The sequence below is a fragment of the Polynucleobacter sp. 71A-WALBACH genome, assembly GCF_018882365.1.
Classification (GTDB): domain Bacteria; phylum Pseudomonadota; class Gammaproteobacteria; order Burkholderiales; family Burkholderiaceae; genus Polynucleobacter.
This window is the reverse complement of the sequence record NZ_JACVOP010000001.1, coordinates 302418-318198: the sequence shown is the minus strand read 5'-3', so window position 1 is coordinate 318198 and position 15781 is coordinate 302418. Positions and strand designations below refer to the sequence as shown.

Sequence of the window (15781 nt, the reverse complement as noted above, 5' to 3'; positions counted from 1 at the left end):
ATCGTTGAGCCTAGCTCAATGCTATTAATATGACGCTATGAGTACCTTACCTTTACCTTCTTTTGAGTCCAAAGTCTGCCCTCCGGCAGAGCTGGAGGCTCGAATTGCTGCACTTCCGAGGCCACTAGTATTTACGAATGGCGTCTTTGATATTCTGCATCGCGGACATGCCAGTTATTTGGCCCAAGCGCGCGCCTTAGGCGCCAGTCTTGTGGTGGGGGTAAATTCGGATGCTTCAGTCAAGATGCTGGGGAAAGGCGATGACAGGCCCATTAATAGCGAGGCTGACCGCCAAGCGCTCTTGGCGGCACTGGAGAGTGTGGATTTAGCGGTGTTGTTTACGGACCAGACCCCGGTAAATCTCATTTCTAAAATTCATCCAGATATCTACGTCAAGGGCGGAGATTATGAAATCGATTCTCTCGAAGAAACTCGCTTGGTGAAGACTTGGGGTGGCACAGCAGTTGCCATTCCGTTTTTATACGAGCGCTCCACAACAACGCTGCTAAGCAAGATTCGTACTAACTAAGTAGTGCAAATAAACGTGGGCTGGTTTAAAGGTTTTGTAAGAGCCAGGCCCAAAGACCGCGAAGCACTAGACCTTCAATCGGTTCGATTGGCAGTACTGCTAGCTCTGGAAATTGTTTAATCTCATTTGCCAAAATTTTGGCATTACCGCCATCAAGCCAAATTCGCTCGACTGGATGGTTCATTGCTTTAGCTAAATAGACGGCGCGCAGTATCGCTCCCATTTGCGCGGCATCACAACCACCAGTAATGGCTTCATCTGTTGTTATGCCAAAGCGAGCTTGAGCATCAGATTGGTTGGCGCGCACTGCTAATGGAAGCTGAGCGGTATTTTGCTGCAGGCTCTCTTGCATCAGGCTCAGACCCGGCAAGATCCAGCCGCCGTAATGAACGCCATTACCGCCTAGCAAGTCAATAGTGGTGGCGGTCCCAGCATTAATCACTAGCGTGTTGGTGTTTGAGAGTGCCCTTGCCCCAATCAGCGCGGCCCATCGATCTGCGCCCAGCTTATTTGGATCTTGATAGAGTGTGCGTACACCCTCATAAGAGCTGCTACCGGTTAATTGCTTCCACTCCAGATCCTGCCATTGTGGAAAAAGACCACGTAGATTGTCAATTGCAGCATCGCCAGCTACACAGCAAAAAGCGATGGCATCAGGCTTGGGTAAAGTTTTAGAAATATAGTCGGATAGCTCGGCGCGCAGCTCGGGGGATTGGAATGATTTATTGCTGATCGATCCAGAATACGCCCACAGTTTTTTATTACGATCTGCAATGTTTTGCGTGGACTCAACAGCAGCCCATTTAAGGCGAGTATTGCCAAGATCGAATACTAAATACAGACTCATGATTGAACTCGCAAAGAAACATCGCCCGCATGAATGGCAATTGATTTGTCATTTTGCTTGAGGATAAGCGCGCCAGTATCGTCTACTCCTACAGAAATTCCAGCAAGAGATTCTTTACCAGTGCCAGATATACAGACTGACTGACCATCGAATGCATCCCACTGTGCCCAGGAGTTCTTAAAATAACTAAACCCATGCCGTTCAAAGTCGATCAAATGTTTTTCAAATGACTCAATCAGTTTGAGCCAAATGAACTCATTATCAGGAATCGGTGCCTGGTGTGGCATGAGTTGATCTAGAGCTGCAACCTTGAGAGAGGTGCTGTCCTTCAGACTCTTTTCAATTAGCTCCCCATGACGTAAGTTCAGACCTAGGCCGATCACCATCCAAGTGGCTGATTCTGGATTGCTCTGTCCGCCTTCAATCAGAATGCCGCCAAGCTTGGCATTGTTTAGTAGCAAATCGTTAGGCCACTTCAGTCGAAGGCCTTGTTGATGGAGCTCAGCTTCACTGATTCCTAAGGCCCCGGCAATACCAGCAACCACGGCCAGTCCAATTACTAGGCTGAGTCCGCTTAGTTCATTGGGGCGCTTACAAAAGGGGTAGGCCAAGGAGAAGCACAGGGTATCTTCAGGACGAGAAAACCAAACCCTTCCAGCTCTGCCCTTGCCGGAGGTCTGCTCATGGGCGATTCGAGCAACTGGATCAATTAATTCCCCGGCACGCCAACGGGCCAATAAATCATCATTAGTCGATTTGGTGGTGGCAACACGTTCTAGTATGCAATTCGGGCTCATTTTCCTATTGTAGAAAGATCTGACTGGGCTGACCTAGAATGAGGGAATGCATCGTGAAGATCAGCGTCCTCGCAAGTTTGTTTGGCCCCTCCAGGCAATGCCATTGGCTAGGGCCATTAGCTTGAGCTACGCGCTATTAATCGTTTACGTTAGCCTAAATCCCTTTGATTTCAACTTTGACAATGGCATAACTGCATGGGCATGGTTAGATGCCCCTTTGCCCCGCTTTATTACGCTCTTTGACGTTTCGGTCAATATCTTGGCCTATATCCCCCTGGGATTTTTGCTGGTCTTTGCCTGCTACCCGCGTTGGCGTAATTTTGTTGCCCTGGGCATTGCTTTGAGCTTTAGTGCGGTATTGGCTTTTAGCGTGGAGTCTTTGCAAACTTGGCTACCCACTCGGATACCGAGCCAAATGGATTGGTGGGCCAACGTGTTGGGTGGTTTGATGGGTGCCTTATTGGCGATCCCCCTAGGTCCCCAGTGGCTCTCCGGTAGTGCGGTACGCCGTTGTTTTGACCAGTGGTTTGGCCTGAATTGGGCTGCTTGTGCCCTGTTTCTGCTCTTTCCTTGGGCTCAGATTTACCCTCAGAGCTCTTGGTTGGGTACAGGGGTCTGGGGGCATGCCATTTTTGCCTCAGTTGATTGGGGCACGATGGTGGTGAATCATGTTGTCCAAGAAGCCGTTATTACGGCAGTATGTTGGCTAGGGACTGGGCTCTTACTATCCCTGGGAATGCGCGAAAAAGCGCCTCAGTGGAAAATCTTGAATAGTTTGCTTTGCTTCACTGTGTTGGTAAAGATTGCTTTCACTGCTTTGCAATTCGGGGCGGAATTTAGCTTGCTGTGGCTTACCGCGGGGGCTATTTGGGGAATGGTGCTGGGAAGTCTGTTGCTCAGATGGTCTCTCCAGTTTTCTGTTTCCGGTAAAGCTTGGCTTGCGATCGCTTGTTTGGTTAGTGCCACCTTGGCAATTAATCTCTTACCCGCCAACCCGTATTTCATCCTGACTTTACGACACTGGTACCAAGGTCGGCTATTACACTTTAATGAATTAATGCAGTGGGTTTCAGTAGTATGGTTGCCATTAGCATTATTTTGGGTGCTTCGAAACAGGACTGCCTTTAATTTAAAACCTTAATTGAGATTCCATATGAGTTTTAAACACCATGTTTTTTTCTGCCTAAACCAGCGCAGTAATGGAGAAGATTGTTGTGATCGTCATAACGCTTTTGCATTGTTTGAGTATGCAAAAAAACGCGTGAAAGAGTTGGGTTTATCTGGCCCTGGAAAAATCCGTATTAATAAGGCTGGATGTTTAGATCGTTGTGCTGACGGCCCAGTGATGGTGATCTATCCAGAGGGTGTTTGGTACACCTTTGTGGATACTGAAGACATTGAAGATATTATCCAGTCACACCTAATACAAGGGCGCCCAGTAGAGCGCCTGCAGTTAGTTTAAAAAGATTTAAGAAAGCTCTTCCATGAATAGCCGTACAAAAATAATTCATATTGATGGTGTTGTGGGTCAAATTGAAATGTCAATTGATTTTCCTGATGAGTTAAAAAATAATCCTAATTTTTTGGTGAGGGGTTTGGCCTTAGTTGCGCATCCACACCCACTAATGGGTGGAACGATGGATAACAAGGTTGCGCAAACTATGGCGCGCGCCTTCAATCAATTGGGTTACGTCAGTGTGCGCCCTAATTTTCGTGGAGTAGGCGCTACTGCCGGTGTACATGATGATGGTGTTGGCGAGATGGAAGACTTGTTGCATGTTACTGATTGGATGCGAACCCCTTCGAGCTGGAATCAATTCGAGGCTACTTCTCAACAGGCATGGATTCAGACTGCAAATACATTACCTTTAGTAGTTTCAGGTTTTTCATTTGGAAGTTTCGTTGGAACGCATCTAGTGCAACGCTTGGCAGAGCTAGGGCGTACTGCCGAGCGCCTAGTCATGGTGGGTAGCGCAGCGGGTAAGTGGGTCTTAGCACCTGTGCCTGCCGATACGATTTTGATTCATGGTGAAGTAGATGAGACTATTCCTCTGATCGATGTCTTGGATTGGGCGCGCCCTCAAGAATTAACAGTGCAAGTCGTGCCAGGGGCGGATCATTTTTTCCACCGACGTTTGCATTGCATTCGAAACATCATCACTAGTGCTTGGTTGGGTATGCCCGATCACCGCATTAAGTAAAGTAAAAGAAAAAATAGAGAGAAAGATAAAAATCAATGACTGAAGATAAAAAATCCCTCATCGAGTATCCATCTGAATTTCCAATTAAGGTGATGGGTAAAGCTAATCCAGAATACCTACCGGCGATTTTGCATATTGCCCGTCAATTTGATCCTACATTTGATGAGAGCAAGGTTGAGCAGCGACCCTCTAAAGACGGTAATTATCTTGGCATTACTTTGCCAATTACCGCGACCAGCCGTGAGCAGTTAGATGAGTTGTATCGAACTCTATCTACACATCCTTTGATTAGCATAGTTCTCTAAATTGCCTGCATGAGTTTTTTAGTAAAACATTTAGGAGTGGCTGACTACGAGTCGACATATCAAGCGATGCGGGATTTCACGCAGCAGCGAGATAGTGATACTCCAGATGAAATTTGGATCCTCGAGCATCCTCCAGTGTTTACTTTGGGTTTGGCGGGGGATGCCAGTAATTTGCATTCCCCTAGCAATCAAATTCCATTAGTACAGGTAGATCGTGGTGGTGAGATCACTTATCACGGGCCCGGGCAAATCGTGGTCTATCTGCTGCTTGATCTGAGGCGTTTAGGGATCTTTGTTAAAGAGCTGGTGTCTCGTATTGAGCAAGCTTTGATTGATACCCTGGCGGACTTTGGTATCCAGGCTGAAAGACACGCTGGTGCGCCTGGCATTTATGTTGCCCAAGAGAGCCCAGCTCCATTAGAGTATCGGGGCGCTAAGATTGCCGCTTTGGGCCTTAAGGTCTCCAAGGGGTGCTCCTATCATGGGCTTGCCTTGAATGTATCAACTGATTTGGCGGCTTTTTCCCGGATTCACCCATGCGGTTATGAGGGCTTAAGGACGGTGGATATGCAAACCCTTGGGATCAAGGACAATGTAGACATTATTGGCCAAACCCTTTTAGGGCATTTGCAAAAGCAACTGATTTCATCATGACTATCAATAAGCCGGATCTCGATTCCACTGTCACTAGCAATAGTCGGCAGGATCTTAACTACGATGCTTCACGTAAGCAGAAGTCGAGTGAGAAAACTGCGCGTATTCCGATCAAGATCGTGCCTTTAGAGCAAGTTCTCAAAAAGCCAGATTGGATTCGAGTAAGAGCCGCCTCTGGAAACTCTCGTTTTTCTGAAATTAAAAAGATTCTTCGTGAAAATGAGTTAGTCACGGTTTGCGAAGAAGCAAGCTGCCCCAATATTGGTGAGTGCTTTGGAAAAGGTACCGCTACCTTCATGATCATGGGCGATAAATGTACGCGTCGTTGCCCGTTTTGTGATGTGGGTCACGGCAGACCAGATCCGCTAGATACAAAAGAGCCTGGTAATTTGGCGCGCACGATCGCCGCCTTGAAATTGAATTATGTAGTGATTACTAGCGTAGATCGCGATGATTTGCGCGACGGTGGTGCGATGCATTATGTGGACTGCATTTCTCAATCCCGAGATCTCTCCCCCAATACACGCATTGAGGTTTTAGTTCCGGATTTTCGCGGGCGTCTAGATAAAGCTTTAGATATTTTTTCTCAGCATGCGCCGCAAGGCCTGCCTGATGTGATGAATCACAACTTAGAAACTGTGCCGCGTCTTTATAAACAAGCACGACCTGGAGCTGATTACGCACATTCCCTGAAGTTATTAAAAGACTTTAAAGAGCGCTTCCCACATATTCCAACTAAGAGTGGCTTGATGGTTGGCTTGGGTGAGACGGATGAAGAGATCTTAGAAGTCATGCGTGATATGCGCGAACACAATATCGACATGCTGACGATCGGCCAGTATCTTGCTCCCTCAGGTCATCATCTCCCAGTTCGGCGCTATGTGCATCCGGATGTATTTAAGCATTTCGAGGAAGAGGCTTATGCCATGGGCTTCTCACATGCTGCCGTTGGCGCCATGGTGCGCTCTAGCTACCATGCTGACGAACAAGCGCATGGGGCTGGTGTTGTCTAAACCTGTGTTCCAAAAGCTCGGGGTATTTCTAGCATTTGCTTTTCTGCTTACTGGCTGTAGTCCCAAGCTGGATTGGCGGACCGTGCAGTCTCCACAAGAAGGCTATAGCACTTTATTTCCGGGCAAACCTGAAAAGATTGAGCGACGACTGCCATATCAAAATCAAGACATTCCGCAAACCTTAGAAGCGGTAAAGATTGAGGATGATATTTATTCAGTGAGTACGATTCACTTGAGTAAAGATCAAGCTGCACTAGCGCCTAAATTATTAGAGCAATTACAAGGCAATTTACTGAATCGTGCAAATGTCAATTTAGAAAGTGCTGTTAGTGTCGATGCTCAGTACCAGACAACTAATCGTCAGCGTCTTTCTACTAAAGATTATTTCCTGGAATTTAAATCTAGTGGTGCAGTAGAGCAGTCAATGCGGGTACGTTGGATTACCAGGCTAGCACCAGATAACGGGATTTGGATTTATCAGATCTCAGTTTTACATACAGCTCCAGCAAGAGTGGATGCAAAAAAGTTTTTCTCTGAAGAGGCTTACTCCAACTTCTTTGATGAGTTTCATCCAGAATAGTTTCTAGATGAAACTGAAGTCCTAATTAAGACTTTTCTAATGCGGCTACTTTAGCTTCGAGAGCCTCTAACTTTTCTCTAGTTTTAGCAAGCACTTTAGATTGCAGATCAAATTCTTCTCGAGTAACCAGATCCATTTTCTGAAAACCTTGATTCATCATAGCGCGCACATTTTTTTCAATCTCTTGCGCTGGTGAATTACGAATCGCATCACCAACTTTGTTTTGCATATCGCTAGCAATACGCTGAATTTGTTCGAGGATTTCACCTGGTTTTTGCATGATGCTGCCCGCCATTCTATAAAGAGTTGCATAAAAGACACAGTTAACATTTTATGTTGTTGGGCCAAAAACAGGCAAAAACAGGCAAAAAAGGGCTAAAACTGAAAAATTGCCCCAAAAAGAACGGAAATGGTGCAAAGCAAAGCACCAAAATAGGGCATTAGCCTTATTTAGGGGAATTGCACCAAATGGAGAAGGGGTCCGAGATTCATGATCACTCCATGCAATAAAGCATTTATCCCTTTTTCATGACCACTAAGGAGTTTCAAATGAAAACGATTCAAAAGACAGCCATCGCACTAGCGGCTTCTGGCTTATTCGCAACAGCGGCATTTGCGCAAACAGCGCCAGCAGCAGAGGCTCCAGCGGCTCCAGAAGCTAGCCCAGTTACAGCCAATGTGACCATAACAAATAACTATATTTACCGTGGTATTTCACAGTCAAATTACAAGCCTGCTATTCAAGGCGGCTTTGATTATGCACACGAAAGTGGTTTCTATATCGGCAACTGGAACTCTTCAATTAGTTGGGTTTCAGACGGCGGTGCAGCTACAAGCGCTCCTATTGAAATGGACTTTTATGGTGGTTTTAAGAAAGATCTAATTGCAGAAGGATTTGCTTCTGATGTTGGTCTCTTGCAGTACTACTATCCTACTAGCGGGATCATTGCTGGTTTTACGAATCCAAATACAACTGAAATTTATGCTGCACAAAATGCGACATTTGGCCCAGTTACTGGTTTCTTGAAATTTTCTTATGCTTTAAGCAACACTTTCGGATTTGCGAGCAGTACTGGATCAAGTTATCTTGATTTAACCGGTAATTACGATACTGGTTTTTATGGTATTGCCTTAAATGCGCACGTCGGTATGCAAAGAATTGCTGGTCAATACTACACAGCTCAGCAAGCCACGGCTAGTTACACAGATTGGAAACTGGGCCTTACTAAAGATTTCGGGGGCGGTTTATCTGCTTCAGCGGCGTATGTTGGTACAAATGTTAAGCAGGGTAGCGGAGGTTCGTATGCTTATGTTTCCCCAACTGGTAGAAACCTTGGTGGTCAAACAGGCTTGATTTCTCTTACAAAAACTTTCTAATAATTTCCTCTGAACGGAGAAACGTATGAAATTAATTACCGCAATCATCAAGCCCTTCAAGCTTGACGAAGTGCGCGAAGCTCTCTCAGAAGTGGGAGTTTCGGGTATTACCGTCACTGAAGTTAAGGGCTTTGGCCGTCAAAAAGGTCACACCGAGTTGTATCGCGGTGCTGAGTATGTAGTCGACTTTTTGCCTAAAGTAAAAATTGAAGCTGCTGTTGAAGATGGCATCTTGGAGCGAGCGATTGAAGCAATTGAAAAATCTGCTCGTACTGGAAAAATTGGCGATGGCAAGATTTTTGTCTCCCCAGTTGAACACGTCATTCGCATTCGCACCGGTGAAACCGGCGCGTCAGCACTTTAAAGAGAGGTTCAAAATGTTAACTTGGATGAAACGACTCCTAGCTGGAAGCGCAATGGCCTTGGCTATTGGTGCAACCAGTGTCATGGTGGCTTCCCCAGCCTTTGCTGATGAAGCTAAGCCGGTTGCCGCTGCTGCAGCCGCTGCAGTTGCTGCTGCTCCTGCATTAGTCCCAAATAAGGGTGATACAGCTTGGTTGTTAGTGTGTACAGCATTAGTGATCTTGATGACATTGCCTGGTTTGGCTTTGTTCTACGGTGGTTTAACACGTAGCAAAAACATTCTGTCTGTACTCGTACAGTGCATGTTCGTTTTCGCATTGATTACCGTGTTGTGGTCTCTCTATGGATATAGCTTTGCATTTACTGAAGGCGGCGCGTTCATTGGTGGACTTGATCGTTTGTTCTTGCAAGGCATTACTCCAGACTCAGTTGCCGCTACGTTTAGTAAAGGCATTGTGATTCCTGAGTATGTATTCATGGCCTTCCAAGCTGCATTCGCAACCATTACTTGCTGTTTGATCATTGGTTCATTTGCTGAGCGCGCTAAGTTTTCTGCAATCGTTTTGTTTGTGGTTCTTTGGTTCACTTTCAGCTACTTGCCAATCGCTCACATGGTTTGGTTCTGGCCTGGTCCTGATGACATCAAAGATGCTGCATCACTTGAAGCAATCACAGCGCGTGCTGGTTGGTTGTGGCAGAAGGGTGTTCTCGACTTTGCTGGCGGTACCGTTGTTCATATCAATGCAGCGATTGCTGGCTTGGTAGGTTCGTTCGTGATCGGCAAACGTTTAGGTTATGGCAAAGAAGCTATGAAACCCCATAACTTAGTGTTCGTGATGATTGGTGCTTCACTCTTGTGGTTTGGTTGGTTTGGTTTCAATGCTGGCTCTGCTCTCGAAGCAAACGGCAGTGCGGCCTTGGCATTCGTAAACACATTGTTGGCAACTGCGGCTGCAGTATTGAGCTGGTCAATTGCTGAGTGGGTTCACAAAGGTAAGCCTTCCATGTTGGGTGGTGCATCTGGTTGCGTAGCAGGTTTGGTTGCTATTACTCCCGCTGCTGGTTTTGTTGGCCCAATGGGCGCGCTGGTTATCGGTGCCGCTGCTGGTGTAGTTTGCTTGTGGGGTGTTTCTGGTCTCAAGAAGATTTTGGGCTCAGACGACAGCTTGGACGTATTCGGTGTGCATGGCGTGGGCGGTATCTTGGGCGCTTTGTTAACTGGTGTGTTCGCAGACCCAGCTTTAGGTGGAACAGGTATTTGGGATTACGTAGCTAATGCTGCGGCCCCTGATTACTCTATCGCTAGTCAGCTGTGGATTCAGAGTCAAGGTGTCATCGTTACCTTAATTTGGTCAGGCGTAGTTTCTTACATTGCCTACAAATTGGTTGATATGGTGATTGGCCTGCGCGTTAAAGAAGATGCAGAGCGCGAAGGTTTGGATATCACTTCCCACGGTGAGTCTGCTTACGAGTCTTAAATAGCGTTTTTTACCCCTCACTGGGCGGCTTTTGTTGGTTGCCCAGTTTTTAAGCGCGGGATCCTCGGATTCCGCGTCTTTCTTTTAAAAATCTTACAATGGTGAAATGGTTCCACATCTCATCACTGCCCTTAGCGGCCCTCTTCTCGATCTCGAGTCGAAGGTATTAGAAGCAACCCCGACGATTGAGCGCTGGTTCAGGCTTGAATGGCAGGAGCACACGCCCCCGTTCTACTGTTCGGTTGACCTGCGTAATGCTGGCTTTAAGTTAGCACCGGTCGATACCAATCTCTTTCCAGGTGGTTTTAATAACCTTTCACCTCAGATGTTGCCTTTAGCAGTTCAGGCAGCAATGGCGGCAATTGAGAAAATCTGTCCTGAAGCAAAAAACTTACTCTTGATACCTGAGCGACATACTCGCAACACTTTCTATTTACAGAATATTGCGCGCTTGTCTTCAATCTTGCGTCAAGCGGGCCTGAATGTCCGCCTAGGTACTTTGTCTGACGAAATTAAAAAACCAACTTGGATTGATTTGCCTGATGGCAATCGTCTTTTAATGGAGCCTTTATCGCGTCTGGGTCTGAAGAAGCAACGTCTTGGATTAAAAGATTTTGATCCATGTTCTATTCTGCTGAACAATGATTTATCAGCCGGCATTCCCCCGATTTTAGAAAATATTCATGAGCAGTATCTTTTGCCAGGACTACATGCTGGTTGGCATGTCCGTCGCAAGTCTAATCACTTCGCAGCCTACGATGAAGTGGCTAAGAAATTTGCGAAGGTGGTCGATATTGATCCATGGATGATCAACCCCTATTTTGCTAGTTGCTCTAATGTGAACTTCCATGAGCGCAAGGGCGAAGAGGAATTGCAGGCTGCTGTAGAAAAAGTTCTCAAGAAAACTGCTAAGAAATACCGTGAGTACGGCATTAAAGAAAAACCTTACGTCGTTGTTAAGGCAGATGCTGGTACTTATGGCATGGGTGTGATGGTGGTGAATGATCCCTCACAACTCAAAGGCTTGAATCGCAAAGATCGTAACAAGATGAGCGTAGTAAAAGAAGGTCTTGAAGTAAGCGATGTATTAATTCAGGAAGGTGTGTATACCTTTGAGAAAGTGAATGAGGCAGTTGCAGAGCCAGTGGTGTACATGATTGACCGCTATGTGATTGGTGGCTTCTATCGCGTGCACACTGACCGTGGTCCTGATGAGAATCTCAATGCGCCTGGTATGCATTTTGTCCCCTTAGCGTTTGAGCAAAACTCTATGCCAGATATGGGCGCTAAGCCTGGCAGCGCACCGCCAAATCGTTTCTACCTTTATGGCGTCGTGGCTCGCCTAGCTTTGCTAGCCGCCTCTTTGGAGTTGGAGCGCTCTGATCCCAATGCTGAAGCTGCTTAATTTATTCAGGTACTGAGATGAACCTTCTTTTCATTGCCGATCCCTTGGAGTCTTTCAAGATAAGCAAGGACTCTACCTTAGCAATGATGCGAGTTGCGCAAGAGGCAGGACATCAACTTTGGTTTTGTGAAAGTCGCAACATTCTCTGGAGAGATGATTTTGTAGTGGCTGATTGCCAAGCTCTCGACATTAAGCCAAGCGGTACGGGATGGTTTGAATTAGGCTCCATAGAGGGCCGCCCTTTAAACACCTTTAACGCAGTCATGATGCGCACTGATCCACCATTTGATATTGAATATCTCAATACCACTTGGTTGCTGTCTGCTGCAGTTCGTCAAGGCGCAAGGGTATTCAATAATCCAACAGCGATTCGAGATCACTCCGAAAAGATATCCATTACTGAATTTCCAGAACTTATTCCCCCAACTTTAGTGACGCGTGAACTTAGCGCTATTGAAGTATTTCATCAAGAGCATCAAGACATTGTGATTAAGCCCCTAGATGGTATGGGTGGCATGGGCGTGTTTCGCGTAGGGCCGGATGGCTTAAATCTTGCCAGTATTGTTGAGACTCTAGGTGAGAATGGTGAGCGTACTTTGATGGTGCAACGATTCTTGCCGGAGATAGCTCAAGGCGATAAACGTGTTCTGCTAATCGGTGGTGAGGTGGTGCCATTTGCTTTGGCTCGCATTCCTCAGGGTAGTGAAATTCGAGGTAATTTAGCTGCTGGAGGCAAGGGGGTGGCAATGCCACTATCTGATGCCGAGAGGAAGGTTGCAGAGCGTCTCGCGCCTATTTTGAATGCCCGAGGCTTGTTCTTGGTAGGATTAGATTTAATTGGCGCTTATGTCACTGAAATTAATGTGACTAGCCCAACATGTTTTGTAGAGATTACTGAGCAAAGCGGATTTGATGTTCCGAAATTTTGGTTAACAGCGCTCGAAAAGGCATTGGCTTAAACATGGTTGGAATCCTAATAGTTGCCCACACCCCGGTGGCAAGCGCGATGCTCGGTTTTGCTGAGCATGCATTTGGTGTGGTGCCGGAGAGAGTTAGGGCTGTCGATATTCCGCCCTATGAAGATACAAAAGCTAGCTTCGATCGAGTTTTAAAAGCGGCCTACGGGGTCAACAGTGGCCAGGGCGTTTTAATTCTGACAGATGTGATGGGAGCTACACCTGCTAATGTTGCCTCTAAGCTTGAGGCTTTAGGGCCACTATCCGGTTTGAATGCGCCTGTAATTGTTTTGGCGGGATTAAATTTACCCATGCTGATGCGTTGCATCTCTCATCGCGGCGAGAGCCTGGAAGAGTTAGCGCATAAAGCGCTTCAAGGTGGTCAAAATGGCATTCTGCGTTTAGGTTCCAAAGCCCCACAAGTCACTACGGAGAAATAGGATTCGCTATGCCTGTTGCTGAAATCGAAATCATTAATAAATTGGGATTGCATGCTCGTGCATCTGCCAAGCTATCTCAACTTGCTGCCGAGTTCCCCTGCGAAATCTTCTTATCTCGCAATGGCCGTCAAATCAATGCCAAGAGCATTATGGGCGTCATGATGTTAGCTGCCGGCATTGGTAGCACAGTCACTCTGGAGGCCGTTGGTGAACAAGAGGATGAGGCAATGCAGGCTTTGACTGCCTTAATCAATGATCGATTTGGTGAGGGCGAATAAGGATGACTTTTGCTTTGCACGGAATTGCAGTATCTAAAGGCATTGCTATCGGCAAAGCCGTACTGATATCGCGTGCAGCATTAGAGGTTAGTCATTACTTAGTTGAAGCTGGGAAAGAAGAGGCTGAAGCTAAAAAGTTATTAGATGCTTTTGAGCAGGTGCGCCTGGAGTTGGTGCAATTGCGGCAAGGATTGCCTAAAGATGCGCCTCAAGAAATGGCCGCCTTCTTAGATGTGCATGGCATGATTTTGGCGGACCCAGCTTTGGCTGAGAAGCCATTAAAGCTGATTCGTACACAACGGTTAAATGCTGCTTGGGCATTGACTACTGAGCTCAATGATCTCTTGGAGCAATTTTCAGAGATTGAGGATGCCTACTTAAAAGAGCGGGCGAATGATATTCGTCAGGTGGCAGAGCGTGTGCTCAAAGCGCTCAATGCGCAGCAAAAAGATGCTCTAGACAATTCTGATTTGTTATCACCTAGCGATGTTGGTGTAGATGCCATCATTGTGGCGCACGATATCGCACCACATGATATGTTGCGCTTTAAAGAGCATGCCTTTACCGGATTTGTGACGGACTTGGGTGGTAAGACTTCACATACTGCGATTGTTGCGCGCAGTATGGAGATCCCCGCCGTGGTGGGGGTACGCCATGCTAGTGAAATGATTCGCCATGGAGATTGGTTAGTTATAGATGGTGAGCATGGTGTAGTAGTGGTTGCGCCTGACGAGCAGCTACTTTCTGAATACCGCCTTTTGCAAGAGAAAGCCATTCAGGAGACGCGTAAGCTTCAGGAGCTTAAGCATTCGCGGACCACTACAGTTGACCACGTTGCGATTGAATTGCTAGCTAATATTGAATTACCAGAAGATGCTACTCAGGCAGTAGATCTAGGTGCAATTGGTGTTGGTCTATTCCGCTCAGAATTTTTATTTATGGATCGCAAGCAAGCCCTTCCAGATGAAGAGCAACAATACCAAGAATACCGTCGTGTAGTTGATCTGATGCATGGCTTGCCAGTCAATATTCGTACTATTGACGTTGGTGCAGATAAGGCTCTGGGTGCTGGCTCTGACTTATCGGAGACGGGTACTTCACCTCTAGGTTTGCGAGCAATTCGCTGGTCTTTGACTGAGCCTGAGATCTTCTTGACGCAATTACGGGCGATCCTGAGGGCTTCGGCGCATGGTCAGGCGCGGATCATGATTCCGATGCTGGCTCATGTTAAGGAAATTGATGAGACCTTGCGTTTGATTGGAAAAGCGAAGCAGCAGTTACATCAACGTGGTCAGGCATTTAATCCCAATATCCAAGTGGGTGCCATGATTGAGATTCCAGCTGCCGCTTTGGTATTACCTTTATTTATTAATCGCTTTGATTTCTTATCTATTGGTACCAATGATTTGATTCAGTACACCTTGGCTATTGACCGGGCAGATCATGCAGTTGCTCACCTCTATGACCCCTATCACCCAGCTATTTTGAATTTGTTATTTAACATCATTGATCAAGCCAAGCGCGCCAATATTCCTGTGGCAGTGTGCGGAGAGATGGCGGGCGATCCCTCAATGACTAAGTTGTTGCTCGGCCTGGGATTGACAGACTTTTCAATGCACTTTAGCCAGCTGTTATTGGTAAAGCGAGAGATCTTAAAGGCGGATGTCGGTTTATTGAAATCCCGTATTGGTGCAGTTCTCAGGGCAATTGAGCCTGAAGAGCAGGCCGAAGCGCTGGAAAATCTACTCTCTTAAATAATGTGCGGTTTTGAGGAGCCCTAGGTTTAGCGGGCTTGACCGCATACCAAGCACTCAGAATTTCTAGAGATACGAATCTCATCAATCTGAGTATTGAGCGCATTCCAAAGCAACATTCTCCCTACTAAAGGCTGACCAAAGCCAATCAGTACCTGTAAGGCTTGAGCTGCTTGCATGGCGCCAATAATGCCAACTAGAGGTGAAAAGATGCCCATGCTAGCGCAGCTCACTTCTTCAAACTGTTCTACTGGGGAGAAGAGGCAGGCGTAGCAGGGTGATGTTGAATGACGAAAATCAAAGACGCTTAATTGACCATCAAATTTGAGGGCAGATCCAGAGACGAGCGGCACCTGATGAGAAAAGCAAGCTACATTAATCAGTTGGCGAGTAGCAAAGTTATCCGTGCAGTCCAAAACGAGATTCACTGTTGGCAAGAGTTCTTCCAACAAATTCTTAGATGCTTTCTCTGCGACTGCATTAATCATTAAGGTTGGATTAATGCTTTGCAAAAACTGCTTTCCAGACTCCACCTTATTCTTGCCAATGGACTTCTGGGTATGCATGATTTGTCGTTGCAAATTGGTTAGTTCGACTTTGTCATGATCGACCAGCGTTATTTTTCCTACGCCAGCCGCTGCTAAATAAGGTGCGGCAGCACTTCCTAATCCGCCAGCACCAATGATGAGGACGTGCGAGCCAAGGAGTGTTTCTTGGCCAGCAACATCAATTTCTTCTAGCAGTAAATGCCGCGAGTAGCGAAGTAGCTGCTCATCATTCATATGTAGGCCTAATTACTAGGAC

The 15781-nt window shown here is 46.5% G+C and carries 20 protein-coding genes; 16 read left to right on the top strand and 4 right to left on the bottom strand.

Annotation, left to right across the window (positions count from 1 at the left end; translation table 11 throughout):
- The first annotated feature begins 37 nt into the window (after positions 1 to 37).
- Positions 38 to 529, top strand: coding sequence for a D-glycero-beta-D-manno-heptose 1-phosphate adenylyltransferase (rfaE2, locus tag ICN42_RS01585; protein ID WP_216249914.1), 492 nt, complete (start codon positions 38 to 40; stop codon positions 527 to 529).
- A gap of 25 nt (positions 530 to 554) precedes the next feature.
- On the opposite strand, the gene ICN42_RS01580 is transcribed toward rfaE2, so the two are convergent.
- Both ICN42_RS01580 and ICN42_RS01575 read right to left on the bottom strand, forming a co-directional pair.
- Positions 555 to 1376, bottom strand: coding sequence for a type III pantothenate kinase (locus ICN42_RS01580; RefSeq protein ID WP_216249903.1), 822 nt, complete (start codon positions 1374 to 1376; stop codon positions 555 to 557).
- Positions 1373 to 2173, bottom strand: a complete 801-nt coding sequence (locus ICN42_RS01575) for a biotin--[acetyl-CoA-carboxylase] ligase (protein WP_216249901.1) — start codon at positions 2171 to 2173, stop codon at positions 1373 to 1375. Before ICN42_RS01575 ends, ICN42_RS01580 begins: the two co-directional genes overlap by 4 nt.
- A gap of 46 nt (positions 2174 to 2219) precedes the next feature.
- On the opposite strand from ICN42_RS01575, the gene ICN42_RS01570 reads away from it, so the two are divergent.
- Genes ICN42_RS01570 through ICN42_RS01540 form a run of 7 tightly spaced genes read left to right on the top strand, consistent with a single transcriptional unit; the run spans position 2220 to position 6926 of the window.
- Positions 2220 to 3314: a VanZ family protein gene (locus tag ICN42_RS01570; protein ID WP_216249899.1), complete on the top strand. Its 1095-nt coding sequence runs from the start codon at positions 2220 to 2222 to the stop codon at positions 3312 to 3314.
- 12 nt (positions 3315 to 3326) lie between these two features.
- On the top strand, positions 3327 to 3635 hold the full coding sequence (locus ICN42_RS01565) for a ferredoxin (RefSeq protein WP_216249897.1): 309 nt from the start codon (positions 3327 to 3329) through the stop codon (positions 3633 to 3635).
- A gap of 22 nt (positions 3636 to 3657) precedes the next feature.
- Complete coding sequence (locus ICN42_RS01560) at positions 3658 to 4374, top strand: alpha/beta hydrolase (RefSeq protein WP_216249888.1); 717 nt, start codon at positions 3658 to 3660, stop codon at positions 4372 to 4374.
- A gap of 35 nt (positions 4375 to 4409) precedes the next feature.
- Entirely contained in the window at positions 4410 to 4679 is a 270-nt protein-coding gene (locus tag ICN42_RS01555) for a YbeD family protein (RefSeq protein ID WP_216249885.1), read from the top strand.
- A gap of 9 nt (positions 4680 to 4688) precedes the next feature.
- Positions 4689 to 5333, top strand: a complete 645-nt coding sequence (gene lipB, locus ICN42_RS01550; RefSeq protein WP_216249882.1) for a lipoyl(octanoyl) transferase LipB — start codon at positions 4689 to 4691, stop codon at positions 5331 to 5333.
- On the top strand, positions 5330 to 6346 hold the full coding sequence (gene lipA, locus ICN42_RS01545; RefSeq protein WP_216862422.1) for a lipoyl synthase: 1017 nt from the start codon (positions 5330 to 5332) through the stop codon (positions 6344 to 6346). Before lipB ends, lipA begins: the two co-directional genes overlap by 4 nt.
- Positions 6309 to 6926, top strand: coding sequence for a hypothetical protein (locus ICN42_RS01540; protein ID WP_255539200.1), 618 nt, complete (start codon positions 6309 to 6311; stop codon positions 6924 to 6926). Before lipA ends, ICN42_RS01540 begins: the two co-directional genes overlap by 38 nt.
- A gap of 25 nt (positions 6927 to 6951) precedes the next feature.
- On the opposite strand, the gene ICN42_RS01535 is transcribed toward ICN42_RS01540, so the two are convergent.
- Positions 6952 to 7206: an accessory factor UbiK family protein gene (locus tag ICN42_RS01535; protein WP_015422110.1), complete on the bottom strand. Its 255-nt coding sequence runs from the start codon at positions 7204 to 7206 to the stop codon at positions 6952 to 6954.
- Between the two features lie 269 nt (positions 7207 to 7475).
- On the opposite strand from ICN42_RS01535, the gene ICN42_RS01530 reads away from it, so the two are divergent.
- From ICN42_RS01530 to ptsP, 8 genes are all read left to right on the top strand, one after another.
- Positions 7476 to 8303, top strand: a complete 828-nt coding sequence (locus ICN42_RS01530) for a TorF family putative porin (protein ID WP_216249879.1) — start codon at positions 7476 to 7478, stop codon at positions 8301 to 8303.
- Between the two features lie 25 nt (positions 8304 to 8328).
- Positions 8329 to 8667: a P-II family nitrogen regulator gene (locus tag ICN42_RS01525; RefSeq protein WP_011903792.1), complete on the top strand. Its 339-nt coding sequence runs from the start codon at positions 8329 to 8331 to the stop codon at positions 8665 to 8667.
- Positions 8668 to 8680: 13 nt separating this feature from the next.
- Positions 8681 to 10144 (top strand): ammonium transporter, encoded by a 1464-nt coding sequence (locus tag ICN42_RS01520; protein ID WP_216249877.1) that lies wholly within the window; start codon positions 8681 to 8683, stop codon positions 10142 to 10144.
- Between the two features lie 106 nt (positions 10145 to 10250).
- Positions 10251 to 11549, top strand: a complete 1299-nt coding sequence (gene gshA / locus ICN42_RS01515) for a glutamate--cysteine ligase (protein ID WP_216249874.1) — start codon at positions 10251 to 10253, stop codon at positions 11547 to 11549.
- A gap of 17 nt (positions 11550 to 11566) precedes the next feature.
- Positions 11567 to 12508, top strand: coding sequence for a glutathione synthase (gene gshB, locus ICN42_RS01510; RefSeq protein ID WP_216249872.1), 942 nt, complete (start codon positions 11567 to 11569; stop codon positions 12506 to 12508).
- 2 nt (positions 12509 to 12510) lie between these two features.
- Positions 12511 to 12945 (top strand): PTS sugar transporter subunit IIA, encoded by a 435-nt coding sequence (locus tag ICN42_RS01505; protein ID WP_216249869.1) that lies wholly within the window; start codon positions 12511 to 12513, stop codon positions 12943 to 12945.
- Between the two features lie 8 nt (positions 12946 to 12953).
- Entirely contained in the window at positions 12954 to 13223 is a 270-nt protein-coding gene (locus tag ICN42_RS01500; RefSeq protein ID WP_216249867.1) for an HPr family phosphocarrier protein, read from the top strand.
- A 2-nt stretch (positions 13224 to 13225) separates the two neighbouring features.
- Positions 13226 to 14977 (top strand): phosphoenolpyruvate--protein phosphotransferase, encoded by a 1752-nt coding sequence (gene ptsP, locus ICN42_RS01495; protein ID WP_216249864.1) that lies wholly within the window; start codon positions 13226 to 13228, stop codon positions 14975 to 14977.
- A gap of 29 nt (positions 14978 to 15006) precedes the next feature.
- On the opposite strand, the gene ICN42_RS01490 is transcribed toward ptsP, so the two are convergent.
- Positions 15007 to 15759 carry a molybdopterin-synthase adenylyltransferase MoeB gene (locus tag ICN42_RS01490; protein ID WP_216249861.1) on the bottom strand — a complete coding sequence of 251 codons (753 nt, stop codon included), beginning with the start codon at positions 15757 to 15759 and terminating at the stop codon, positions 15007 to 15009.
- Positions 15760 to 15781 lie beyond the last annotated feature (22 nt).

Coding starts and splice junctions, on each gene's coding strand:
- ICN42_RS01520 (WP_216249877.1), top strand. CDS start 8,681: ATGTTAACTTGGATGAAACGACTCCTAGCTGGAAGCGCAATGGCCTTG.
- ICN42_RS01535 (WP_015422110.1), bottom strand. CDS start 7,206: ATGCAAAAACCAGGTGAAATCCTCGAACAAATTCAGCGTATTGCTAGC.
- ICN42_RS01560 (WP_216249888.1), top strand. CDS start 3,658: ATGAATAGCCGTACAAAAATAATTCATATTGATGGTGTTGTGGGTCAA.
- lipA (WP_216862422.1), top strand. CDS start 5,330: ATGACTATCAATAAGCCGGATCTCGATTCCACTGTCACTAGCAATAGT.
- rfaE2 (WP_216249914.1), top strand. CDS start 38: ATGAGTACCTTACCTTTACCTTCTTTTGAGTCCAAAGTCTGCCCTCCG.
- ICN42_RS01530 (WP_216249879.1), top strand. CDS start 7,476: ATGAAAACGATTCAAAAGACAGCCATCGCACTAGCGGCTTCTGGCTTA.
- ICN42_RS01565 (WP_216249897.1), top strand. CDS start 3,327: ATGAGTTTTAAACACCATGTTTTTTTCTGCCTAAACCAGCGCAGTAAT.
- ICN42_RS01575 (WP_216249901.1), bottom strand. CDS start 2,173: ATGAGCCCGAATTGCATACTAGAACGTGTTGCCACCACCAAATCGACT.
- gshB (WP_216249872.1), top strand. CDS start 11,567: ATGAACCTTCTTTTCATTGCCGATCCCTTGGAGTCTTTCAAGATAAGC.
- ICN42_RS01570 (WP_216249899.1), top strand. CDS start 2,220: ATGCATCGTGAAGATCAGCGTCCTCGCAAGTTTGTTTGGCCCCTCCAG.
- ICN42_RS01490 (WP_216249861.1), bottom strand. CDS start 15,759: ATGAATGATGAGCAGCTACTTCGCTACTCGCGGCATTTACTGCTAGAA.
- ICN42_RS01500 (WP_216249867.1), top strand. CDS start 12,954: ATGCCTGTTGCTGAAATCGAAATCATTAATAAATTGGGATTGCATGCT.
- ICN42_RS01555 (WP_216249885.1), top strand. CDS start 4,410: ATGACTGAAGATAAAAAATCCCTCATCGAGTATCCATCTGAATTTCCA.
- gshA (WP_216249874.1), top strand. CDS start 10,251: ATGGTTCCACATCTCATCACTGCCCTTAGCGGCCCTCTTCTCGATCTC.
- lipB (WP_216249882.1), top strand. CDS start 4,689: ATGAGTTTTTTAGTAAAACATTTAGGAGTGGCTGACTACGAGTCGACA.
- ICN42_RS01580 (WP_216249903.1), bottom strand. CDS start 1,376: ATGAGTCTGTATTTAGTATTCGATCTTGGCAATACTCGCCTTAAATGG.
- ICN42_RS01505 (WP_216249869.1), top strand. CDS start 12,511: ATGGTTGGAATCCTAATAGTTGCCCACACCCCGGTGGCAAGCGCGATG.
- ptsP (WP_216249864.1), top strand. CDS start 13,226: ATGACTTTTGCTTTGCACGGAATTGCAGTATCTAAAGGCATTGCTATC.
- ICN42_RS01540 (WP_255539200.1), top strand. CDS start 6,309: ATGCTGACGAACAAGCGCATGGGGCTGGTGTTGTCTAAACCTGTGTTC.
- ICN42_RS01525 (WP_011903792.1), top strand. CDS start 8,329: ATGAAATTAATTACCGCAATCATCAAGCCCTTCAAGCTTGACGAAGTG.